This is a genomic window from Paenibacillus sp. FSL L8-0663, from assembly GCF_038008125.1.
In the GTDB taxonomy this organism is placed as follows: Bacteria; Bacillota; Bacilli; order Paenibacillales; family Paenibacillaceae; genus Paenibacillus; species Paenibacillus polymyxa_D.
Map to the genome: position 1 here is coordinate 2,451,506 of NZ_JBBOYM010000001.1, position 22,603 is coordinate 2,474,108.

At 47.7% G+C, this 22,603-nt stretch carries 10 protein-coding genes; 7 read left to right on the forward strand and 3 right to left on the reverse strand.

The genetic code is table 11. The features are described from left to right. The first annotated feature begins 95 nt into the window (after nucleotides 1-95). The 3 genes from MKY75_RS11070 to MKY75_RS11080 all read left to right on the forward strand — a co-directional run bounded on the left by MKY75_RS11070 (nucleotide 96) and on the right by MKY75_RS11080 (nucleotide 16,639). Nucleotides 96-11,315, forward strand: coding sequence for an amino acid adenylation domain-containing protein (locus tag MKY75_RS11070; RefSeq protein ID WP_340885262.1), 11,220 nt, complete (start codon nucleotides 96-98; stop codon nucleotides 11,313-11,315). 266 nt (nucleotides 11,316-11,581) lie between these two features. Further along, nucleotides 11,582-13,483: a serine hydrolase domain-containing protein gene (locus tag MKY75_RS11075; protein WP_340885264.1), complete on the forward strand. Its 1,902-nt coding sequence runs from the start codon at nucleotides 11,582-11,584 to the stop codon at nucleotides 13,481-13,483. A gap of 99 nt (nucleotides 13,484-13,582) precedes the next feature. Continuing rightward, nucleotides 13,583-16,639 (forward strand): endonuclease, encoded by a 3,057-nt coding sequence (locus MKY75_RS11080; RefSeq protein WP_340885266.1) that lies wholly within the window; start codon nucleotides 13,583-13,585, stop codon nucleotides 16,637-16,639. A 220-nt stretch (nucleotides 16,640-16,859) separates the two neighbouring features. Here the strand turns inward: MKY75_RS11080 and MKY75_RS11085 are convergent, their stop codons facing one another. Continuing rightward, a complete protein-coding gene (locus MKY75_RS11085) occupies nucleotides 16,860-17,219 on the reverse strand; it encodes a hypothetical protein (RefSeq protein WP_029514846.1) in 360 nt (119 codons plus the stop codon). A gap of 365 nt (nucleotides 17,220-17,584) precedes the next feature. Here MKY75_RS11085 and greA point away from each other — a divergent pair, with 365 nt between their 5' ends. Further along, a complete protein-coding gene (greA, locus tag MKY75_RS11090) occupies nucleotides 17,585-18,064 on the forward strand; it encodes a transcription elongation factor GreA (protein WP_013310174.1) in 480 nt (159 codons plus the stop codon). A 134-nt stretch (nucleotides 18,065-18,198) separates the two neighbouring features. Here the strand turns inward: greA and MKY75_RS11095 are convergent, their stop codons facing one another. Then, the gene (locus MKY75_RS11095) at nucleotides 18,199-18,738 is read right to left on the reverse strand and encodes a transcription repressor NadR (RefSeq protein ID WP_029514848.1); all 540 of its coding nucleotides are present in this window, start codon (nucleotides 18,736-18,738) and stop codon (nucleotides 18,199-18,201) included. After that, entirely contained in the window at nucleotides 18,735-19,889 is a 1,155-nt protein-coding gene (locus MKY75_RS11100) for an IscS subfamily cysteine desulfurase (RefSeq protein ID WP_340885269.1), read from the reverse strand. Before MKY75_RS11100 ends, MKY75_RS11095 begins: the two co-directional genes overlap by 4 nt. A gap of 166 nt (nucleotides 19,890-20,055) precedes the next feature. Here MKY75_RS11100 and nadA point away from each other — a divergent pair, with 166 nt between their 5' ends. The 3 genes from nadA to yidC all read left to right on the forward strand — a co-directional run bounded on the left by nadA (nucleotide 20,056) and on the right by yidC (nucleotide 22,451). Then, nucleotides 20,056-21,162, forward strand: a complete 1,107-nt coding sequence (nadA, locus tag MKY75_RS11105; RefSeq protein WP_029514851.1) for a quinolinate synthase NadA — start codon at nucleotides 20,056-20,058, stop codon at nucleotides 21,160-21,162. 160 nt (nucleotides 21,163-21,322) lie between these two features. Continuing rightward, nucleotides 21,323-21,652 carry a hypothetical protein gene (locus MKY75_RS11110; protein ID WP_223830783.1) on the forward strand — a complete coding sequence of 110 codons (330 nt, stop codon included), beginning with the start codon at nucleotides 21,323-21,325 and terminating at the stop codon, nucleotides 21,650-21,652. Then, entirely contained in the window at nucleotides 21,618-22,451 is an 834-nt protein-coding gene (gene yidC / locus MKY75_RS11115) for a membrane protein insertase YidC (RefSeq protein ID WP_069011673.1), read from the forward strand. The genes MKY75_RS11110 and yidC overlap by 35 nt, the downstream gene beginning before the upstream one ends. Nucleotides 22,452-22,603 lie beyond the last annotated feature (152 nt).

A 22,603-nucleotide genomic window follows, 5' to 3' on the forward strand; every position in this document is an offset into this window, starting at 1 on the left:
GCCTGCAAAGTATTCTTTTTCTGACACAACGCTCATGTACGTAACAAAGCACCATCCAACCGGGGAACAGGCCCCGAGAAGCAGGAGGGATGTCATTGAAAGCCTTATTTGAGAAGGAAAAAAATTACTGGAGTCATAAACTGGAATCTGAGGATCATACCATCTGCCTACCATACACTAACCATGTGTCCAGAAGTACAACTGTAACGAGTTTAAATTCCCATACGTACACGCTCACATTTCCAACTGAAATTTCCCAAAGAATATCATCTATAACAGGTGGCGCTCCATGGGCCGTGTTTATGGTCCTGCTTGCTGGAGTAGAGAGCTTATTGCATAAATACACAGCTGAGGAACGTGTGCTGCTGGGCATTCCGGTAGCCAAGTCTAGCAACGGTGCTACAAAGCCGATCAACCATCTACTTTTATTGAAAAATACGCTGGATTCCAGCACAACCTTCAAAGCCTTGCTGTCTCAAATCAAAGCCTCTGTCGGCGAAGCTATTGAACATCAAAACATTCCTTTTTGGAACTATTCTGAATTACTTGACATTCAACGTAATGAGGATGGAAAGCCTCTTATTCACACCACAGTATCCTTGCGAAATATTCATATTTCTGATTTTTTGGATCACGTACAATCTGAACTAGATTTCCAGTTTCAATGGGAACATGAAGCGGTTTCCCTAAACGTAAAGTATAGTAGCGACCGTTATAGCGAGACGACGATTGAGCACTTTGTTGAGCAGCTTCTGCGGCTGTACACTATTGTTTTGCAGCAGCCAGAGTTGGCGATTTCCACAGCACAAGTGCTGTCAGAGCAAGAAATAGAGCAGCTGCTCCATACCTTCAACGATACAAATGTGGATTATCCACGTCATGCGTCTATTCATGAATTGTTCGAGAAACAGGCGAAGCAGACACCACAGCAGGTGGCGGTAGTGTGTGGGCAAGATAGCCTAACCTATGCAGAATTGAATGAAAAGGCCAACCGACTGGCTCATTCTTTACGTAAGCAGGGAATCCGCACCGAGCAGACGGTCGGCATTGTAGCTGAACGCTCGATTGAGATGATTGTCGGTATGCTCGGAATTCTCAAAGCAGGTGGAGCGTATGTCCCCATTGATTCTGATTACCCGGATGAGCGTGTACGCTATTTGCTGAAGGATTCCGGTGCGGACATACTGCTCGTGCAGCGAATGGAACATCGGCCCACTGATTTTAAGGGAATGGTGCTTGACCTTAGCGATGCCGCAATTTATGGAACGGATGATGCTGATCGTTACGATCCCATTTTGTCGAATGAGCACGGGACGAATACTGATTCGGGATACGTGGACTGCCTAGATCCGTTCTACTCCATTTCCGCCAGTCCCGAACTTGCTTCTACGACAACCATACAACCAGAAATCATGCAACCAAAAGCTACGCAATCAGAACAAGCAGAACCAGAACAAATACAGCAGACTTATGCAGCTAAAGAACAACCACAGGCGAGCGCAGCTGGTCGCTTGGCCTATATTATGTACACCTCAGGGACTACAGGCCAGCCCAAAGGGGTTATGGTGGAGCACCGTAATGTCGTGCGTTTGGTGACAAACACAAACTATGCACGCTTGAATGCCGACACACGCATTTTGCAGACCGGGTCTGTTGTCTTTGACGCGTCCACCTTCGAAGTTTGGGGTGCGCTATTGAACGGTGGACAGCTGGTGCTGGTGAGTCAGGATGTTATTTTGGACGCGCCCAAGCTCAAGGAAGTTGTCCGCAATCACGGCATTACCACGATGTGGCTGACCGCACCACTCTTTAATCAGCTATCCCAGCAGGACTTGGAACTATTTGAGGGGATGCGGGAGCTATTGGTCGGTGGTGATGTGCTGTCCGTACCGCATATTAATCGGGTATTGGAGGCCCATCCGAATCTACATATTATTAACGGCTACGGTCCGACGGAAAATACGACTTTTTCTACCACACAAGCCATTACTGGCGTTCAATCGGGATCTGTGTCCATTGGTAGCCCGATCTATAACTCGACGGCATATGTCGTGGACGGTTCGATGCAGCTCCAGCCTGTTGGAGCGTGGGGGGAACTGATTGTCGGCGGTGACGGGGTGGCTCGTGGATACCGCAACCGCCCAGACCTGACGACCGAAAAGTTCATTGACAGCCCGTTCCGTGGCGGCGAACGCTGCTATCGAACAGGGGACCTGGTGCGTTGGAATGCGGACGGGACGCTGGAATATAAGGGACGGATCGACGCGCAGGTAAAAATCCGGGGCTACCGGATCGAGCTGGGCGAGGTGGAAGCACAGCTGTTGAAGCTGGAGGCAGTCCGAGAAGCTGTTGTAATTGCACATGAAGATGAACAGGGGCAAAAGCTGCTCTGCGCATATGTGGTCACCCATGCGGAAGTAGCGACAAGTGAGCTGCGTAGCGCTTTGAGTCAGGAGCTGCCGGGCTACATGGTACCGTCGTATTTTGTACAGCTAGAGCAATTGCCACTGACGCCCAACGGCAAGGTGGATCGCCGAGCGTTGCCACAGCCAGAGGGAGGTGTAGGCTCAGGCGCAGAATATGTACCTCCTCAAAATCAATTACAAACACAACTGGCTAGCATCTGGAAAGATGTGCTTGAGCTTGAGCGGATTGGCATTAAGGATAACTTTTTTGAGGCAGGAGGACATTCCCTGCGGGCGACACATGTCATATCACTCATCTATAAAGAATTGCATAGAAATGTGCAGCTAAAGGATCTGTTCCAGCATCCGACCATTGAACAGCTGGCGCAAGTTATTGAAGCACTGGAGCAAACCACTTATGAATCCATCCCTGTTACGGAGAATAAGCCATTTTATGCGGTCTCTTCGGCTCAAAAACGGATGTATATCCTCAATCAGCTTGATGGAGCGGGAATTAGCTATAACATACCTGGTGTCCTGACTCTGACCGGTTCACTTAATCACAAGGCACTGGATAGCGCGTTCCGTCAGCTTATTGACCGTCATGAAACATTGCGCACAAGTTTTGAGACCATGAACGGTGAACCTGTCCAGCGAGTACATGACGAGGTTCCTTTTTGCATGGAATTGACTAATGCTCACGGAGCTACCCCAAAGGAAACGGATGAGCTGGTACGTAACTTTGTCCAACCATTCGATTTGGGGCAGGCTCCGTTATTCCGAGTTGGTTTGATTGAAACAGACCCAGAGCATCATATTTTGCTCATGGATATGCATCATATCATTTCGGACGGCACCTCTATAAATGTACTAATTCAGGACTTCATTCATTTATATGCAGGCGACACGCTGCCCTCGTTACGCATTCAGTATAAAGACTACGCCGCTTGGCAACAGAAGCAGCAGCAAAGTGAACGCTACCGGGAACAGGAAAACTACTGGCTCAATACCTTCGCAGGAGAGCTACCAGTGCTTGATCTACCGACTGATTATCCACGCCCAGCGGTGAGAAGCTTTGAAGGAGATGTGCTGGAATTTACGCTTGACCAACGACAAAGCGAAGGCTTAAAAAGCATTGCGGTGCAGACGGAATCGACATTATATATGGTGTTGTTGGCTGCCTATTCGGCTTTGCTTAGCCACTATAGCGGGCAGGAGGATATTATTGTCGGTTCGCCAATTGCAGGGCGGCCCCATGCGGATCTTGGCAGTCTGATCGGGATGTTCGTGAATACACTGGCAATCCGTAATTATCCAGAAGGCGGGAAAACGTTCCGCGATTATGTGTTGGAGGTCAAGGAAAACGCGTTAAAGGCTTTTGAACATCAGGATTATCCGTTTGAAGAGCTGGTGGAGAAGCTGGGCGTGGATCGAGATTTAAGCCGTAATCCGTTATTTGATACCATGTTTGCACTACAAAACATAGAGCAAAAAGAGCAGCAGCTGGCGGGGCTGCAATTGGCATCTTATCCAAGTGAGCAAACGACGGCCAAATTTGATTTGAGTCTGTTCGCAGTGGAGGATGGAGAACAAATTTCCTGTGCTCTTCAATACGGAACTCGGCTGTACAAACGAGAAACCATTGAACGACTGACTGAACATTTGCAGCAGCTTATCAATGCGGTTATTCAACAGCCGGATATCGCTCTTTCGGCTATAGAAATGGTTTCGGTCGAAGAAAAAGAGCTGCTTGTGCAGAGATTCAATGATACGGTAGCAGACTATCCGTATCCACGAGATCAAGCACTGCATGTGCTGTTCGAGGAACAGGTAGCGCAATCACCTGATCGGCTGGCCATCACCTTTGCGGACATGCAGCTTACCTACCGTGAGCTGAATGAACGTGCCGACCGTCTGGCACGCATTCTTGCTTCCCATGGGATACGGCGCGGGTCCGAGCCAGAGACACAGCGAGTAGCAATTATGGCTGAACGCTCCATTGAAATGGTCGTCGGTATGCTGGCGATTTTGAAGGCCGGAGGGGCTTACGTTCCCATTGATCCCGATTATCCTGAGGAGCGTATTCGTTATTTACTGGAGGATTCCGGTGCGGGGCTGTTACTGTTACAACGACGTGAGCAGATGCCTTTTGAACCCGGCATTCCGGTCATCGATTTGAGTGATGAACAACGATGGAGTACCAAATTTGAATTTGACGCTCATACGGATGGAACAATTCCGATTACAACAGGGAGATCTTCCTCGGATCTTGCGTATGTGATCTACACCTCTGGTACGACAGGCAAGCCGAAGGGCGTGATGATTGAGCACCGTAATGTCGTGCGCCTAGTGAAAAACAAAAGCTATGCCACGCTTGATGAAAATACACGTATGCTGCAATTGGGCGCAGTTGTGTTCGATGCCTCCACATTTGAAATCTGGGGAACGCTGCTGAACGGGGGACAACTGTATGTGGTAAGTCATGACACTATTCTGGATGCCTCCAAGCTCAAACAGGCAATTGACAAGTATCGTGTTAACACGATGTTCATGACCACGGCTTTATTCAATCAGTATTCGCAGCAAGAAATCGGAGTGTTTGCGTCCTTGAAGGAGTTGCTCGTGGGTGGTGATGTGTTGTCTGTACCGCACGTCAATCGTGTGTTGAAGGAGTACTCGCAGCTTCGCCTAGCCAATATTTATGGGCCGACTGAGAACACCACCTTTTCCACCATCTATGACATTACAGAACCGCAAACCCAGGCTATTCCCATTGGACGTCCAATTGATCACTCGACCGCTTATGTGGTCAATCGTTCGTTGAAGCTGCAACCTATCGGGGCCTGGGGGGAACTGATCGTCGGTGGTGATGGTGTTGGGCGTGGATATCTGAATCGGCCCGAGCTTACGGCGGAAAAATTTATTGAAAGTCCATTCCGGTCTGGAGAATATTGCTATCGTACAGGGGACTTAGTGCGTTGGCGTACTGATGGTGTACTGGAGTACAAGGGAAGAATGGATGAACAGGTCAAAATTCGCGGCTACCGCATTGAACTGGGTGAAATTGAAACCCGTTTGTCCGCGATTCCAGGTGTGAAGGAATCAGTTGTTACCGTGCGGCAGGACGATCACGGACAAAAACAGCTATGTGCCTATTTTGTAACAGATAGCGAACTGAGCGCCAGCGACTTACGTAACATTTTGTCGCAGGATCTGCCTGGCTATATGGTGCCGTCCTACTTTGTGCAGCTCTCCAGACTGCCTTTGACGCTGAATGGCAAAGTAGACCGCAGGGCACTGCCCGCACCTGAGCACAATCTCGATACAGGTATGGACTATGTGGCACCCGAGACGGATGTCCAACAGGCACTGGCTACGGCTTGGGGAGCCATTCTTGGTATCCCGAAAGTCGGAATACAGGATAACTTTTTCCATTTGGGTGGTGACTCCATCAAGGCCATTCAAGTATCGTCCCGCTTATTTCAGGCTGGATACAAGCTGGAAATGAAGGACTTGTTCAAATACCCGACAATTGCAGGACTAAGCACATATATTCAGCCTGTTAACCGAATAGCCGAGCAGGGCGAGGTTACAGGAAATGTAGTGCTTACACCGATTCAGCGCTGGTTTTTTGAACAGCCAACGGGAGAACCGCACTATTTTAACCAATCTGTCATGCTCTATCGTCAGGAAGGCTATGACGAACAGGCACTACGGCGGGCGCTCCATCAGATTACATCGCACCATGATGCACTGCGTATGGTTTTTAGTTTGTCGGAGAACGGATGTACAGCATGGAACCGCAGTGTAGAGGAAGGCGAACCGTACCATCTAGAGTGCTTTGATTATAATGACAGCGATGTAAACAAGCAAGATTTGGCGAAGATAATTGAAGCGAAGTGCAATGAAATTCAATCTGGTATTTCTCTAAGTGAAGGTCCGCTGATGAGACTGGGGCTGTTCCGTTGCCCGGATGGAGATCATCTGCTGGTCGTGATTCATCATTTGGCGGTGGACGGGGTATCTTGGCGCATTTTATTCGAGGATTTGGCGACTGCCTATGATCAAGCTTCCAAGGGTGAACAGGTGATTCAGCTGCCTCATAAAACAGATTCGTTCCAAACATGGGCCGAGCAGCTGCACGCTTATGCCAACAGCCCAGCTATGGAACGTGAGCAAGCGTATTGGGGGAAACTTGCACAAGCGGAACGGACTCCTTTGCCGCAGGATTACGGGTATAATGAGCACGAAAAGCCATTGATTGGCGATAGTGAATCGGTTACTGCTTTGTGGACACACGCAGAGACAGAGCAGCTGCTCAAACAGGCCAATCGTGCCTACCGTACAGAAATTAATGACCTGTTGCTAACGGCGGTAGGAATGGCATTGCAAGCATGGAGTGGAAATGATCGGTTCCTGATTAATCTGGAGGGACATGGACGTGAAGCCATTTTACCAGAGGTGGACATTACCCGGACGATAGGGTGGTTTACAAGCCAATATCCTGTTTTGCTCGATATGCCTGAAGAACTGGCACTTTCGCAACGGATTAAGCGGGTGAAGGAAGGACTGCGCGGCATCCCGCAAAAAGGGATTGGCTACGGTGTACTGAAATACTTAGCCGATCATCAGACACAGGCACCGGAGGCATCTCCAGCCCTATTTACGACAGACCCCGAAATCAGCTTTAACTATTTGGGACAGTTCGATCAGGATATGAAAGGGAACGACTTGCAATCATCCTCATATGAGGGTGGGATGCCGCTGAGCCCGACCATGGCTCGAACGTATACGCTGGATTTTGGTGGCATCATTTCGGGAGGTCAACTGGGTCTGACGATTAGCTATAGCCGTACCAGCTATAGACCGGAGACGATCGAGCGATTGGCGAAATTACTGGAATCGAGCCTGCGCGAAATTTTGGTGCATTGCATCCATAAAGAACACCCGGAGCTTACCCCAAGTGATATTTCCTATAAAGGAATGAGTGTGGAGGGCTTGGACAGCCTCTTATCTGAAATGGGTGCTGCAGGTGAGATCGACAATGTATATGCACTGACCCCGATGCAGAAAGGGATGCTGTTTCACAGCCAGCTAGATAGTCAAGCAGCCGCGAATGACGCGTATTTTGAGCAGGTTTCTTATGATATGCGAGGTCAGATGGACATTCGGGCTTTTGCAGAAAGCCTGAATATTCTGGTTCGGCGACATGAGGCGCTGCGTACACATTTTTATTTTGGCAGAGATACGGAACCGTTGCAGGTGGTGTATCGAAATCAGGATTGCGGCTTTCAATATGAAGATTTACACCATCTGGAGAAGGATGAAATAGATACCCGGGTGAAAAATTTCAAGCTACAAGATAAAGCACGAGGCTTTGATCTGCGTAGGGATGTTCTGCTGCGTGTAGCGATTTTACGTACCGGAGAAGACAGCTATCATTTTGTATGGAGCTTCCATCATATCGTCATGGACGGCTGGTGTCTGTCCCTTATAAATAAAGAAGTGTTTGAAAGCTATGCAGCACTTCAGGAGGGCAGAGTACCAGAGCTAGCACCCGCAGTGCCGTACAGCCGCTTTATTGAATGGCTCGAAGCACAGGATCGCAAGGCGGCAACCGACTACTGGAGCAGCTATTTATCCGGATATGAGCAGCAAACAGCATTACCAGCTGTAAAATCCGGTCGCAAGAGTGGAGGCAACACGGCTAGTGATTGGGTGACGGTTTTGGAACGTGAGTTGACCCTCCGGGTGGAGGAGACGGCTAAGCGATATCAAGTGACCATGAATACGTTATTACAAACCGTCTGGGGGATTGTGCTGCAAAAATATAACAACCACAGTGACGTCGTATTTGGCAGTGTCGTCTCAGGCCGTCCATCGGATATTATCGGGGTAGAGGATATTATCGGCTTGTTCATTAATACCATTCCTGTTCGCATCCTTAGTGAGGCAGGGGAATCTTTTGCAGAAGTTATGAAGAAAACGCAGGAGCAGGCTCTGGCTTCTCATGCGTATGATACGTATCCACTGTTTGAGATTCAGGCATTGACCGATCAGAAACAGGATTTAATTAACCATATTATGGTATTTGAAAATTATCCGGTAGATGAGCAGGTCGAAGAACTGGGAAGTGACGGGCAGGAACTATTCCCGATCTCCAACGTGGTGGCTGCAGAGCAGACTAACTATGATCTGAGCTTAGTCGTTATGCCAGGAGAATGCATCAAGATTCGTTTTATGTATAATGCGTTAAGTTATGATCAAACAGGCATTAAGCGTCTGCATGGACATTTTGTGAATCTGTTGGAGCAAGTTTTGCTTAACCCGAATGTTTGCATAGAAGAGCTGGAACTGGTTACAGCGGCGGAAAAACAACAAATTACAGGAGAGTTTAATAACACTGCCTCTGCATATCCAAGCAATCACACGATCCAAAAATTGTTTGAGGAGCAGGCAGAGCGTACGCCGGATCATATTGCCGTCGCTTTGGGTCATCAATCATTGACCTACCGGGAGCTCAATGAGACAGCCAACCGATTAGCGCATACGCTGTGTGATGCAGGGGTGAAACCCGATGAACCTGTTGGCATTTTGACGGAGCGCTCGCTGGATATGATTACGGGAACACTCGCTATTTTGAAGGCTGGTGGCGCGTATGTGCCGGTAGATCCACAATATCCGGAGGACCGTATCCGTTATATGCTGGAGGACTCGGGAGCCAAACTGCTGCTGGCTCAACAAGATTTGCTGGATCGTTGCTATTTTGACGGACAGATTGTTAATCTGAATGAGGATACGTCCTACAGTGCAGATGCTTCCAATCTGGGTATAGATGGAGCGGGTAATCATGCTGCTTATGTTATTTATACCTCAGGCTCAACAGGTAAGCCTAAGGGTGTCGTTGTTGAGCATCAAAGTGTCGTGCGCCTTGTCCGCAATACCGATTATGTGCCATTTGATGAATCGACTCGAATGCTGCAGACTTGCGCGTTTGTATTTGATGTATCTACGTTTGAAATTTGGGGCGCGCTGCTGAACGGCGGTCAGCTTGTTCTTGTGCATAAGGATGATCTATTGGACGCGGCCAAGCTTAAAGAGACGATACGGGATCATAGCATCACCATGATGTGGCTGACCACACCGTTATTTAATCAGCTTTCACAGCAGGATAGTAAACTTTTCGGCGATGTGAAGTATTTGCTGGTTGGTGGTGATGTTTTGTCTGCACCCCATATTAACCGGGTTCTGCGTGATAATCCGGACATGAACATCATTAACGGCTATGGACCAACGGAAAATACAACCTTTTCGACGACGTATCACATTACGGAAGAACAGCTGGATTCTGTGCCGATCGGACGTCCCATCTGCAATTCGACGGCGTATGTTGTGGATTCGTCATTTAACCTGCAACCGGTCGGAGCCTGGGGTGAGCTGGTTGTCGGCGGAGACGGAGTTGCACGTGGTTATTTAAATCGTTCTGAGCTGACGGCTGAGAGATTTCTTGCTAACCCGTGGGTGGACGGAGATCGCCTGTACTGTACAGGAGATCTTGTTCGCTGGCGTGAAGACGGCATATTGGAATACGCCGGACGGATTGATCAACAGGTTAAAATTCGCGGTTACCGGATTGAGCTGGGCGAAGTGGAGGCGCGGCTGGCAAGTGTACCGTCCGTGCGGGATAGCGTCGTTATCGCTTTGCGGGATGGAACGGGTCAACAGCAATTATGTGCTTACTTCACTGCCGATGAACAGCTGACCGTCCGTGAGATTCGAGCTGCGATGTCGGCCAGTCTGCCGAGCTATATGATTCCATCCGCATTTGTACAACTGGATCGGCTTCCGCTGACGACAAACGGCAAAATCGATCGCAAAGCTTTACCTGTGCCGGACAAAGGGCTGCACACGGGTATAGAATATGTCGCCCCGCGAACCGATGTGGAGCAGTTGCTGGCATCCATTTGGCAGGAAGTGCTTGAAATTCCACAAGTGGGTATCCATGATGACTTTTTCACGTTGGGTGGACATTCCTTGAAAGTACTGGAGCTTATACGCAAAGTTCACCTTGCCACAGACATTGAGCTCCCCATCCGTAGTGTTATGGACTTCCCGACTATAGAAGAGCAGGCGCTCACATTATTGAAAGCGGATCTGGAATACAAGGCCGATAGTCCAATCATACGGTTGAATGAACACGGTCCGATCTCCATCTTCTGCTTTCCTCCTATGCTTGGATACGGGCTGTCGTTCGCGGAGCTGGCCAAACAACTGGATCAGGACGCAGTCGTGTATGGATTGGAGTTCGTGGATGATGCTGCCGATGAGCAGGCCATGCTGGCACGTTACGTTGATTTGATCGTCAGCACGCAAGCGCAAGGTCCGTATGTACTGCTTGGTTATTCCATAGGTGGTAATCTGGCGCATAAGGTTGCTGACACACTGGAACGTCAAGGTCATACCGTATCCGATATTTTTATGCTCGATTCGGTCAAAAGGGCGGAAGCCCTGCCCTTCACTGCTGAAGAAACAGAGCATGAAATTCATGACATGCTGGAACAGGTTCCCGACTCCTACCGTGAGCTGTTGAATGAAACGTACCAACGTAAAATGATCGCTTACGCGGTGTATGGCAACCAGCTTGTGAATACAGAGAGCGTTCAGGCGAATATTCACGGCTTTGTCGCCGTTGGAACGGAAACGGTGAGGGGTACAGGAGATAATCGACTTTTATGGAAAGACGCTACACAAGGTAGCTATGAAGAGCATAGCTTGATTGGTAATCATTATGAACTACTGGAACCCGGATTTATCGAGAAAAATGTAAAAAGTATCCGTGCCGCAATACAAAAGATAACTCGGAACACGGACAAAGACATGACACAAGATTTAGCACATCATAAATCTTGAAAATCTACGGTTGATGATTTTAAGAACTGAATCACTAATTTTTTAATCTGTAACACATGAATCCTGATCGACAGGTAAGATGCCGTCTGCTTACACGACTCGATCAGGATTCGCTTTATTATGTGCACTCCCGCGATGGGAAGTGCGATGATTCCATAGCGCCATGCTGATGGCTTCCATACGGAGTATAAATATCTGCTCGCTATGCAATCACCGCACGGTTCAAATCATTAAATCAACTTCATACGTAAGGATGGTACTTCAATATGAAGAATAAAGGCATTTGCTACCTATCCGCATTTTTAGCAGCGTTGTTTCTCTGGAACCTGCTCATTGCTCCGGCATGGGCAATAGACAGCATAACACCTAATTCATTGGAAAAAAAAGTGGACGATATCATGGTTACAAAATTGGAAAAATTTCATATTCCGGGGGCTGCGGTCGTCGTGACTCAGGGAACCCAAATTCTTTTTAGTAAAGGCTACGGATATGCAGATCTGGAGCGGAAAATGGCATTCGATCCAGCAAAGACCATTGTTCGTGTCGGCTCTCTAACCAAATCATTTAGTGCAAGCGCCACGATGCAGCTGGTTGAGCAAAACAAGCTTGATTTGAATGAAGACGTGAATAACTATCTCCACAGCTATAAAGCTACGCAATACCAGAATCAGCCTTTCAATTTGCATCAGCTTTTGACACATACCTCAGGATTGGATGAAGCGCTGTACGACATTAACAGCTCGACTCGGGCAGGCGTTTTACCCACAGAACAGTATCTCAGCACGTATTTTCAAAATCAGCCACCTATCCGCAAACCTGGAATTCAGTATGAATACAGTAATGTCGCCTTCGGTCTGATCGGTAATATCGTGGAGCAAGTAAGCGGTCAGGGACTGAATGATTACCTTCGTACACATCTGTTCCAGCCGATGAATATGCCCAGCGCAACACTGGAATTGCCGTTAAATCATCCGGCACAGGCCCAGTCGTATCAGTGGAAGGATGGAGCGTATTTGAAACAGCCTTTGTCGTATATCAATCTGCCCGGAGCAGGAGCGTTGAACGTCACACCCAACGAGTTTTCCCATTACTTGATCACTCATTTAAACCAAGGCAAGTATGAGGGCAAAGTGGTGCTCCAACCACATACGGTAAAAGTGATGCATGCGCAGCAATTTGCAGTCGATGCACGCCTGGATGGCGTGGGCTACGGATTTTTTCGTGGTCATTTGGAGACAGGAGTACCTATGCTGTGGGCTACCGGGGAAATTGATGATTTTATTTCCGAAATGGTACTGATTCCGTCACAAAAGATCGGTATTTTTGTGATCATTAATTCAGCTGACACGGACACTCTGCTTCATGGAAAAGTCATCGATGCGATAGCCCAAATGCTGCCCGCAAATCCGCAGGCCGCTTCTCAGTCACTGGCTCGTTCTACCACGCAAGTGAAGCTTTCGCCAGAGATTGAGGGCGTATATCAGGTGGATTCTAATCCTGTTCATGGGTGGGGAAAATGGATTCGAATACTGGGAAACATTACATACACCGTGCGAATTCAAGATGATCATACGTTAATTGTTAAAGGAAAATACCCAAATGAGAATGAAGCAACAGACAAAGTTTTTCAAGCAGCAGGCGATGGATTGTTTGTGGAAAAGGAGGGCCAGCTTAAAATTTTGCTGTATCAGGAAAACGGTACGTGGATGATGGTTGCCCCGGATAGTAAAACCATGAAGCAAACGACACTTTGGCACCGCACCTGGACTCTGCTTGTCAGCTATGCAGCCGCCTCCTTATTTTTCATCACAACTTTGCTAATTTGGATCGTAAGATATGTGATCAAAGCTATCCGTAAAACGAATAATCACATTTCGTCCAACCTTGCATTCATTGCGTCACTAAACACGATTTTTCTCGGAGTGCAGGTCGTCTATGGTAACAATCAGATCGTGTATGGCTATTCCGCGTGGTATATCTGGGGAATTTGCACACTGCCACTCATTTCAGCACTCATTGCCGTGTGGGTATTGATCGTGAATGGCGCAAAGCTGATTACAGGGGAAAGAAGAACCCGGGCTGCCGGGAAAATCCTATTTGCGGCGCTCACATTGCTGCATACAGTGTATCTCTTTTATTGGAATTTCCTTCCTATCCATTATTCCTAAAGATTTACAAAACAATGCATATTCGAACATAAATGAATGCTAAAATTTGTATCTGATGCCCCCCAGAAGGGCTTTAAACCAACAAACAGGAGGGAAAGAATGGGAATCTTTCGTCGTTTTACATCCCGTAGCTTCAAATATGCAACTGCTATGGTTTTCACTTTATCGTTGTATGCTAGTGTTGCGGGCAGCATGCAACCGGTACGGGCAGAAGGTCCGGCGGACCCAGCCCCCTTCATTGCAGCGAAAGTGGTCAATGAGAACGCTGGTAAAAAAGTGCTGTTTGATAATACTCATGGACAGACAGCTGGCGCAGCAGATTGGGTGATTGATGGTGGATTTTCAGACTTCGGCCAAGCCCTCGCGAGCAATGGCTATGATGTACACGAGCTTCGCCAATCTACGCCCATTACTTACAATGATCTAAAGAATTATGATGTATTTGTTACAGCAGAGCCGAATATTCCTTTTAAACAGAGCGAACAGGCTGCAATGGAGCAGTATGTAAAAGCAGGCAATAGTATTTTTTTCATTGGAGATCATTATAACGCGGACCGCAACAAGAATCGCTGGGACGGATCGGAGAGCATTAATGGCTATCGTCGTGGTGCATGGGAAGACCCTGCGAAGGGAATGAGTGCGGAAGAAAAAAGCTCGGCAGCAATGCAGGGCGTAGTCAGCTCAGATTGGCTGGGCAGCCAGTTTGGTGTGCGCTTTCGCTACAATGCATTAGGCGATATCACGGCCAATCAGATTGTCGAGCCAGCACAGGCGTTCGGCATTACAGCTGGAGTGAGTAATGTGGCAATGCATGCAGGATCAACACTCGCAATTATCGACCCAGCGAAAGCCAAGGGAATCGTATATCTTCCTAAAACCAATCAGGCTTGGGGCAACGCGGTAGATCAGGGCGTGTATAATGGAGGCGGCATTCCGGAAGGACCTTATGCAGCTGTATCGAAAGTAGGACTAGGCAAAGCTGCTTTCATTGGGGACTCGTCTCCTGTCGAAGATGCAACGCCAAAATATTTGCGCGAAGAGACAGGAACCAAGAAGACAACGTATGACGGCTTTAAGGAGCAGGATGACGCCGAGTTACTGGTCAATATCGTAGACTGGTTGTCCAAGAAGGAGGAGTATACCAGCCTGACGGAAGTGAAAAGCTTACAGCTGGACCAGCCGACGGCATTACTGCCTTTTGAAGAGCCACAGGCTTCCACGGAACCACAAGCCGAGCCTTGGTCCGCTCCCGCAGCTGGCTACAAATGGTGGGATCAGCGAACCTTCAAAGCAGGGTCCTATGGCGGACCTACAGCCAGTGCGCAGCCTGTGTACAACATCGTTCGTCAAGAGCAGCTGCCCAATGCACAGCCTTTTCAAATTCGAGTTACTGCCGATCAGCTGGCTCCCAATAGTACGATTAGCGGATTCAGCACAGGTATTTATATAGAGGGCGGCAATCAAGTAGCCCAGATTCAAAATCCGGATGGAAGCTGGCCAACCTCTTACGGCTATAGCGGAACATTTAGTCTGGAGTCCAACGGCAAAGGGCATGCCTATAAGGACTTGACGGTGCGAATCAAGCCGGGAACCAGTGGTTCAGCTAATCTTAGACTGAGGCAAAACGGCAGCAATCTGCTGACTCAATCCGTCGTGTTGGCTGATGTCCCGGCCCAGCCGTTGCCTGAGGAAGGCAATACGGTTCCAGCTCGTATCAGTGTCGCAGAAGCACGGAGTCTCCCGGCTGGTAAAGTCGTGACCTTAGAGGGTGTTGTGACGACAGAACCAGGTGTATTCGGTGGTCAAGCCTTTTACATGCAGGATGAAAGTGGCGGTATTTATGTATATCAGAACCAAAGCGGCTTTCACCAAGGGGATCGAGTAAAGCTTACAGCAAGCTTGGCACTGTTTAATAGTGAGCTAGAGTTAACCGATCCAGTGGCAATTGAAAAAACGGGAGAAGGACAACTTCCAGAAGCTGTACAAGTCACCCAACTCAGTGATGCGAGCCAAGGACAGTTGGTTGAGCTTCCTACGGCAATGATTCGTAATGTGATAGACGCGACTCCCGTAGGTTCGTTTGAATTTGATGCAGTATCAGGTGAAGTAAGTCACCATGTGCGTGTCGATGCACGTACAGGCTTAACACGGACAACTTTTCCATATCAAGAAGGACAGCACGTGAAGCTAAAAGGAATTTCGGCGATTTTCAAAGGGAATTATCAGTTGAAACCGCGTGGACTGGATGATTTTTCAGCTCAGGCAGGTGCAGAGTTGCAAGAAGTAGAGCTTTCACTGGATCAAACGACCCTCAACATTGGGGATACGGCAGTGACACATCTCAAGGGTACGCTGACAGATGGCAGCGAAGCAGATTTAAACCGCGCTTCTGTTCAGTATGTCAGCAGTCATGAATCCGTTTCGCTGGATACGTATGGAGAACTTAAGGCCCTAAAAGAGGGGAGCGCGGAGATTACAGCCAGCGTTACCTTGGATGGTAAAACGGTCGTATCCAATCCTGTAACTGTTAGAGTCGAAAAGACTAGTGTAGGTGAAGTGCCGAGTAAACCTGTGCTGTCGCATGATAACGGGCAGGACACTGGGCTGAAGGATGGCAGTTACAACATCACTATGGATCTGTGGTGGGGTACGAATGGTGATGAACTCAAGTTGTACGAAAATGACAAGCTGATTGGCACTCAATCGTTGCAAGCGGCTTCTCCTGGAGCACAGCATGCAGTCATTCCTGTTACAGGTAAGACCAACGGTACCTACACGTATACTGCAGAACTGATCAACGCTTCTGGTAAAACGACCAGCGACCCGTTAACTGTCGAAGTGACCGATGCTTCTCCTGGCATTCCAGTGCTGTCTCATGACAATTGGGATGGTGATGGTGCCTATACTCTTGCTATGAACATGTGGTGGGGCACAAATGCGACGAAATACAACTTGTATGAAAACGGAAAGCTGATCGACGCGCAGGATCTGCTGAGCCAAAGCCCGCAGGCCCAAAGTGCAGTGACCAGCATCCAAAATCAAAAGCCGGGTACATATGAGTACCGGGCCGAGTTAGTCAATGCTTCAGGAGAAGTTTCTAGTCAAACGATAAGTGTAGAAGTAAAGGGCCATGAAGTAGAAATGATGGGCCGTTAAAAAGTAAGAGCATCTATTGACCTCGTGAGAGTCTATAGATGCTTTTTTATTTTTTACGAAGCGGGAATTATCATTTTAGGATTGGGTTGGCGAAGCGGAAAGTCCCTCTATATCTGAGGAGCCATAGAAGAACATGGCAACTAGAATCACAATAATGACAACCTCTGCAAAATATTCTCCATCAAACTCACTCACCACATAACTCTCCTTTCGCCACTTGTTAATTATTTATTTTCTGTGAAAAGGCTTGTATCACCTGGTCCAGTGTCATATTCCCGTTATCATTTAAAAATTTCACCATATTATCGACATTGGATGGAGTGGATGCTAGTGTTTTGTATTTTCCTGTGAGTCCTAAAAACAATGTTGCTTGTCTGTATAAAGTCACCGAATCGACGTTTAGTTTTCCTGTTAGTAGGAGGGCTGCCACAAGGACCTCCACATTTTTTCCTTGAAGCGCGGAAAAGATAGCCGAATTACTGTTTAATCCATTTTTCTTTTGACCGTTAGGTGGGGATTTGGATTTACGATTCCCGTTTCCATTGCCATTCCCATTGCCGTTCTTTCCTAAGGAAGCCATTGAATCTTCCTCCCGCCATATACTGCTCCTGTCTGGTTTCCTGAAATTTGGGACAAGGGCAGCGGCACTGCATGTGCTCATCAATATACGTTATGATCATACGATATGCGAATAAGAGAGCATTGGTTACTATAAGAATCACGTTGGCTGAGGTTAGTTGGCTACTATTATCCAGTAATTTATTTCGCATGTTGGTCCGATTTAGAGTAAACTACAATAAAGCAAGCCAAATGAGCATTTGCATACATCCCAAGAGCGTTTCCAATCAGCAATGATTAGACCGAAACGGTTTAGTTCGTTTATTGTATTTTTGAGCGTTGAATTGGAATTAAGCAAAATGCTGAAATAGGAGTTGTAGATAAAATATGTCGAATGAAGAAGTATTGTTAACTAAAGAGGGATTGGCCAAGCTGGAGGATGAACTTAAGGAACTGAAGACCGTAAAACGCAAGGAGCTAGCCGAACGCCTTAAGTTGGCTATCAGCTACGGTGATTTGAAAGAAAATAGTGAGTATCACTCAGCCAAGGACGATCAAGCGTTTATGGAAACCCGCATTCTCATATTGGAGAAGATGCTGACCAAAGCCCGGGTCGTGGACGAGAGTAATTTAGACCTTAGAACCGTTAGTATCGGATCGACTGTCATTCTGAATGACATCGAATTTTCGGAGAAGATGGAATACAAAATTGTAAGTCCTGCTGAGGCGGATGTTCTTGATAACAAAATTTCCTATGAGAGTCCTTTAGGCAAGGCACTTTTGGGAAAAGAAGTGGGCAGTATCATTCATGTGGATGCACCCATGGCTGTAATTAAATATGAGCTGCTTGAAATTAAGCTCACATAGTTCATTCCCGATTCCCTTATATGAGGGGGCCGGGATTTTTTTATTTCTCGCTGCTTACATACCGTCCATGTGGAGCACAGTTGCACTCCACATACACTGGACAGGATTTTCTTTACTCCGCTAAGCGCACTAAGTTAGTCCGTCATTAGGAAGCCTGCTTGCTCCAATGCAGCGCAGGCATCATTAATTTTATCTTCATCCGAGGCATTCAAGGTGTGCAGGTGGATGCCTCCCGTCAGCTGGGACAAATAAGTGGCCTGGGTGGAGCTGATTTTACGGATAAAATCGTCCACTTCCTTGCGAGTTCCAACCCGTATCGGAGCAGTCAGATCCCCGTATACCGGATGCTCAACAATAACATCCTGCACACTTACACCGTAGTCCACAATCAGCTTTAGTTCCTCTTCTGTCTGTTCAGGTCGATGTTTACACACAATAATACGTGAGGCTAAGGGAGTTGCCTGACCCGCAGGCTCCATATAAATGTATCCTTGACTCGTTGCAAGGATAGGCTCTTGGCTTGCTTTTAACAGGGAAATATCCTGTACAATTACTTGTCGGGAGACGGAGGATCTGCGCGCCAGTTCGCTCCCGGTCAGTGGTGATTCGCTCTTGAGCCACAATAGTAGCTGTTCGCGGCGATCCGTACCTGACCGTTTTAAAGATTCAGTCAACGGGATAAGCTCCTTTCTTTTCGATGCGTCAGGTCTGTCAAAATATCTACCAATACATTCAATTCCTCGATGGTGGTCGTTCTTCCGAAAGAAACACGGATAAATTGTAACGCTTCACGGCCGGATGCTCCAAGCGCCTGTAAGGCAGGCGAAGGATCGTGGTGTCCGGCAGCACATGCGCTTCCAGTGGATATACAGACACCTCTGCGATTACATTCCAGCATAACATATTGTCCCTCGTAACCGTGAAAAAAACAGCCTACTATATGATGAAGCGCTGCTTTATTCTCGCTTTCCTGTACCACCCAACGTAACGGAATGGATCTTTCCTGAATTTTTGTAATAAAGTGTCTTCTCAGGGTAGCATATCGCTCCTGATGCGACTCCATCTGTTCGGTCATCATTTCTGCCGCCGCGACAAAGGCTGCAATCCCGGGAACATTAACCGTTCCAGGACGAAATCCGTTTTCATGTAGTGTATCAAGGTACACGGGACGCCATGGGGTTCCGGGTTTGAGATATGCAGCACCGACGCCTTTGGGGCCATACACTTTATGGCTCGATACAGAGAGTGCATCTACTCCCATGGCTTCTACATCTACGAGAATATTCCCAAATGTCTGTACCGCATCACTGTGCAGCAAAATACCCCGTTCGCGTAGCAGGGGAGATAAGGCAGCAAGGTCCTGAACTAGTCCCGTTTCCGAATTGGCGTGTTGTACGGAGACAAGTCCGGTGTTTTCTCTCAGGTGAGGTAAAAGAGCTTCGCGAGACATTCGTCCTTCCCGATCCGGTTGCACAATGGTCAGTTCATAGCCCTGACGTTCCAGCAAAGTAGCAAGATTGTACATCGAGTGATGCTCCAAAGCGCTCATGATCCAATGCTTTTTATGCTGCGGCAACCCGTTCAGGATCGATTGCACAATCAACATATTGGATTCTGTTCCCCCTGTTGTAAAATAGATGCCTTCCTTTTGCCCGCCAATCATATTTGCTATTCGTTGCCTGCTGTAATCCAGCGTGTAGGCTGCTTGACCGCCCGCATCATGAAGGCTGCTGGCATTTCCGAACATTTCCTTATTTAATACGTTAAACATATTTAAAGCTTCACCACACATAGGTGTAGAAGCGGCATAGTCGAGATAAATCACACCAAATCCTCCCTGCTTAAAAATAATTCCATTCAAAAACTCTTGAGATTATTGTAGGCATGTGTAAATATAAGTGTCAAGACACTTGTAAATATGAATGTACACAAAGCGGTTATCTGTTCGCTGAGAGCGGAACGATCAGCCGCATCGATATGGAGGGATTCTAATGTCTATGCTTGACGTTTTACAAGGAAATCGAGGGCTTATGCCAGAGCATTATAAGACACTGACGGTTGCTGAAATGGAGCAGCGAGTGGCCGAACTGAAACAAAAATGGGGACCCAAGCTGCTTATACCGGGCCACCACTATCAGAAGGACGAGGTTATTCAGTTTGCTGATATAACAGGAGATTCTCTACAGCTTGCTCAAATGGCTGCACAAAATCAGGAAGCGGAGTTCATTGTATTTTGTGGGGTCCATTTTATGGCGGAGACAGCGGATATGCTAACTACCGATCGACAGACTGTTGTCCTGCCGGATATGCGTGCAGGTTGCTCGATGGCAGATATGGCGAATGTGGAACAGACAGAACGAGCATGGAAGCATTTACAGGAGTTGGTAGGAGATACGATCATTCCGTTAACATATGTAAATTCCACAGCAGAGATCAAAGCCTTTGTAGGACGGCATGGTGGGGCTACCGTGACTTCTTCGAATGCTAAGCAAGTGCTGGAGTGGGCGCTGAAGCAAAAGGAACGTATTTTGTTTTTGCCGGATCAGCACTTAGGTCGCAATACAGCTTACGATCTTGGAATTCCGCTAAATGAAATGGCCGTGTGGAATCCGCTGGCAGATCAGCTTGAGACTGAACAGGACCCAGCAACCGTAAAAATTATTTTATGGAAAGGGCATTGCTCTGTTCATGAAAAGTTTACAGTAGATCATATTCGCAACGTTCGCGAGCGTGATAAGAACGTCCGGGTCATCGTTCACCCCGAATGCTCTTATGAAGTCGTACAGCTCGCAGATTGCGCGGGCTCCACAAAATTCATCATCGATACCATCCGTGCGGCAGAGCCAGGGACCCAATGGGCTGTTGGCACAGAAATGAATCTCGTGCAACGAATCAAGCAGCAGTACCCTGAACAGCAGATTGAATCGCTCAATCCCGATATGTGTCCCTGCCTAACCATGAACCGGATCGATCTTCCCCATTTGCTGTGGGCAATGGAACAGTTTGACCGGGGTGAGCCTGTGGGTGTGATTCGTGTGGATGCTCAGATCAGACAGGATGCTGTACTAGCATTGAATCGTATGCTTGCTATCCGTTAAGTTTTACCGTAATATAGAGCGTCCTTCCACCGGATTTGAGCATTAGACCGAAGGAGCAGAAATAATTATTTCAGTTGCTTGTGATCCAACCCGTATCTCTAATTAAAGATTAGTCGCTTGTCCGGTTTCGTGCTATAATTGTAGCAACAAACCGAAGGAGGTGAATCCCTTGTTTGAGCTTCAAGACCTACTCCCTTATTTATTTACAATCGGCTTGCTGTGCACAGTGACTTATACGTATCTCGCTCATTTGCACGGCAATGTACCCGAATGCTGGGTCGAAGGTGGGCCCGTGAGGTCTCATGCCTCTCCGCAGATGCCGATGTCTGCCCGTGGACAGGACATGCCTGTCCGGCTGGCCCGACATATCCGGCGTAAAGAAGCGCCGGATGAAGATGCATCCGATTGTTCTCCCTCGTTGAACGATGGCACAGCCAATCAACGAGGAGGAACATATGAAACGATTCAAGGGATTCACCTTTTGGGGTAAAAAAGAACGGATATTTGGATTAATGGTAGCGTTGGCGGTGGTCATGCTACTGTCTGGTTGTGGTGCGAATGCTGCGGAGATAAATGCACAGACACCCGGATTTTTTAATCATTACGTGGTGTTCCCGCTTTCTTGGCTTATTCAGCAATTGGCGCAATGGTTTGGTGGAAGCTTTGGGCTGGCGATTATGACATTGACATTCATTGTCCGTCTGGCCTTACTGCCTCTTATGATGCGTCAAACGCGTGCCCAGCAGGGTATGAAGCGCAAGATGAGCGCTATGCAGCCCGACTTGGACCGAATTAAGAAGAAGTATGAAAACAAGAAAGATACCACCAGCCAGCAGAGTATGCAGCAGGAAATGATGTCGCTTTACAAAGAACATCAATTCAATCCGCTTAATATCGGTTGTCTGCCTATTCTCATTCAGCTCCCGATCTTGAGCGGTATGTATACAGCAATCCGCTTAACCCCGGAGCTCGCATCTCACTCTTTCCTATGGTTCCGGCTCGGACAGCCGGACTGGATTTTGTCAATCGTCGTCGCAATTGTATACTTGGCACAGGCCAAGCTTTCTCAGTTTCAGATGACGCCTGACCAGCGCAAGCAATTTGCGATCATGGGCTATCTTTCACCGATTATGATGGCGGTCTTTTCCTTCAATGCCCCTGCTGCCATGCCATTATATTGGACAGTAAGCGGCACCTTCTTGCTGCTTCAGTCGCTGTGGTTCCGCAGACGCTATCCAATAGAGGAAGCAGAGAGTAAGGTTAAACTTGGAGAAGTCACACCAACCTAATTAGTAGATGATGCTTGTTTAACTTGGGAATTACGTTTGTAGTATGCCACGTGTAATCATAGGATGTCATTCGAGCCGTTTATAAGGCTTGAATGGCGTCCTTTTTTGTTGTTGCTTTTTTCGCTACAGTCCGCTTGCGATTTTGTAGTCAA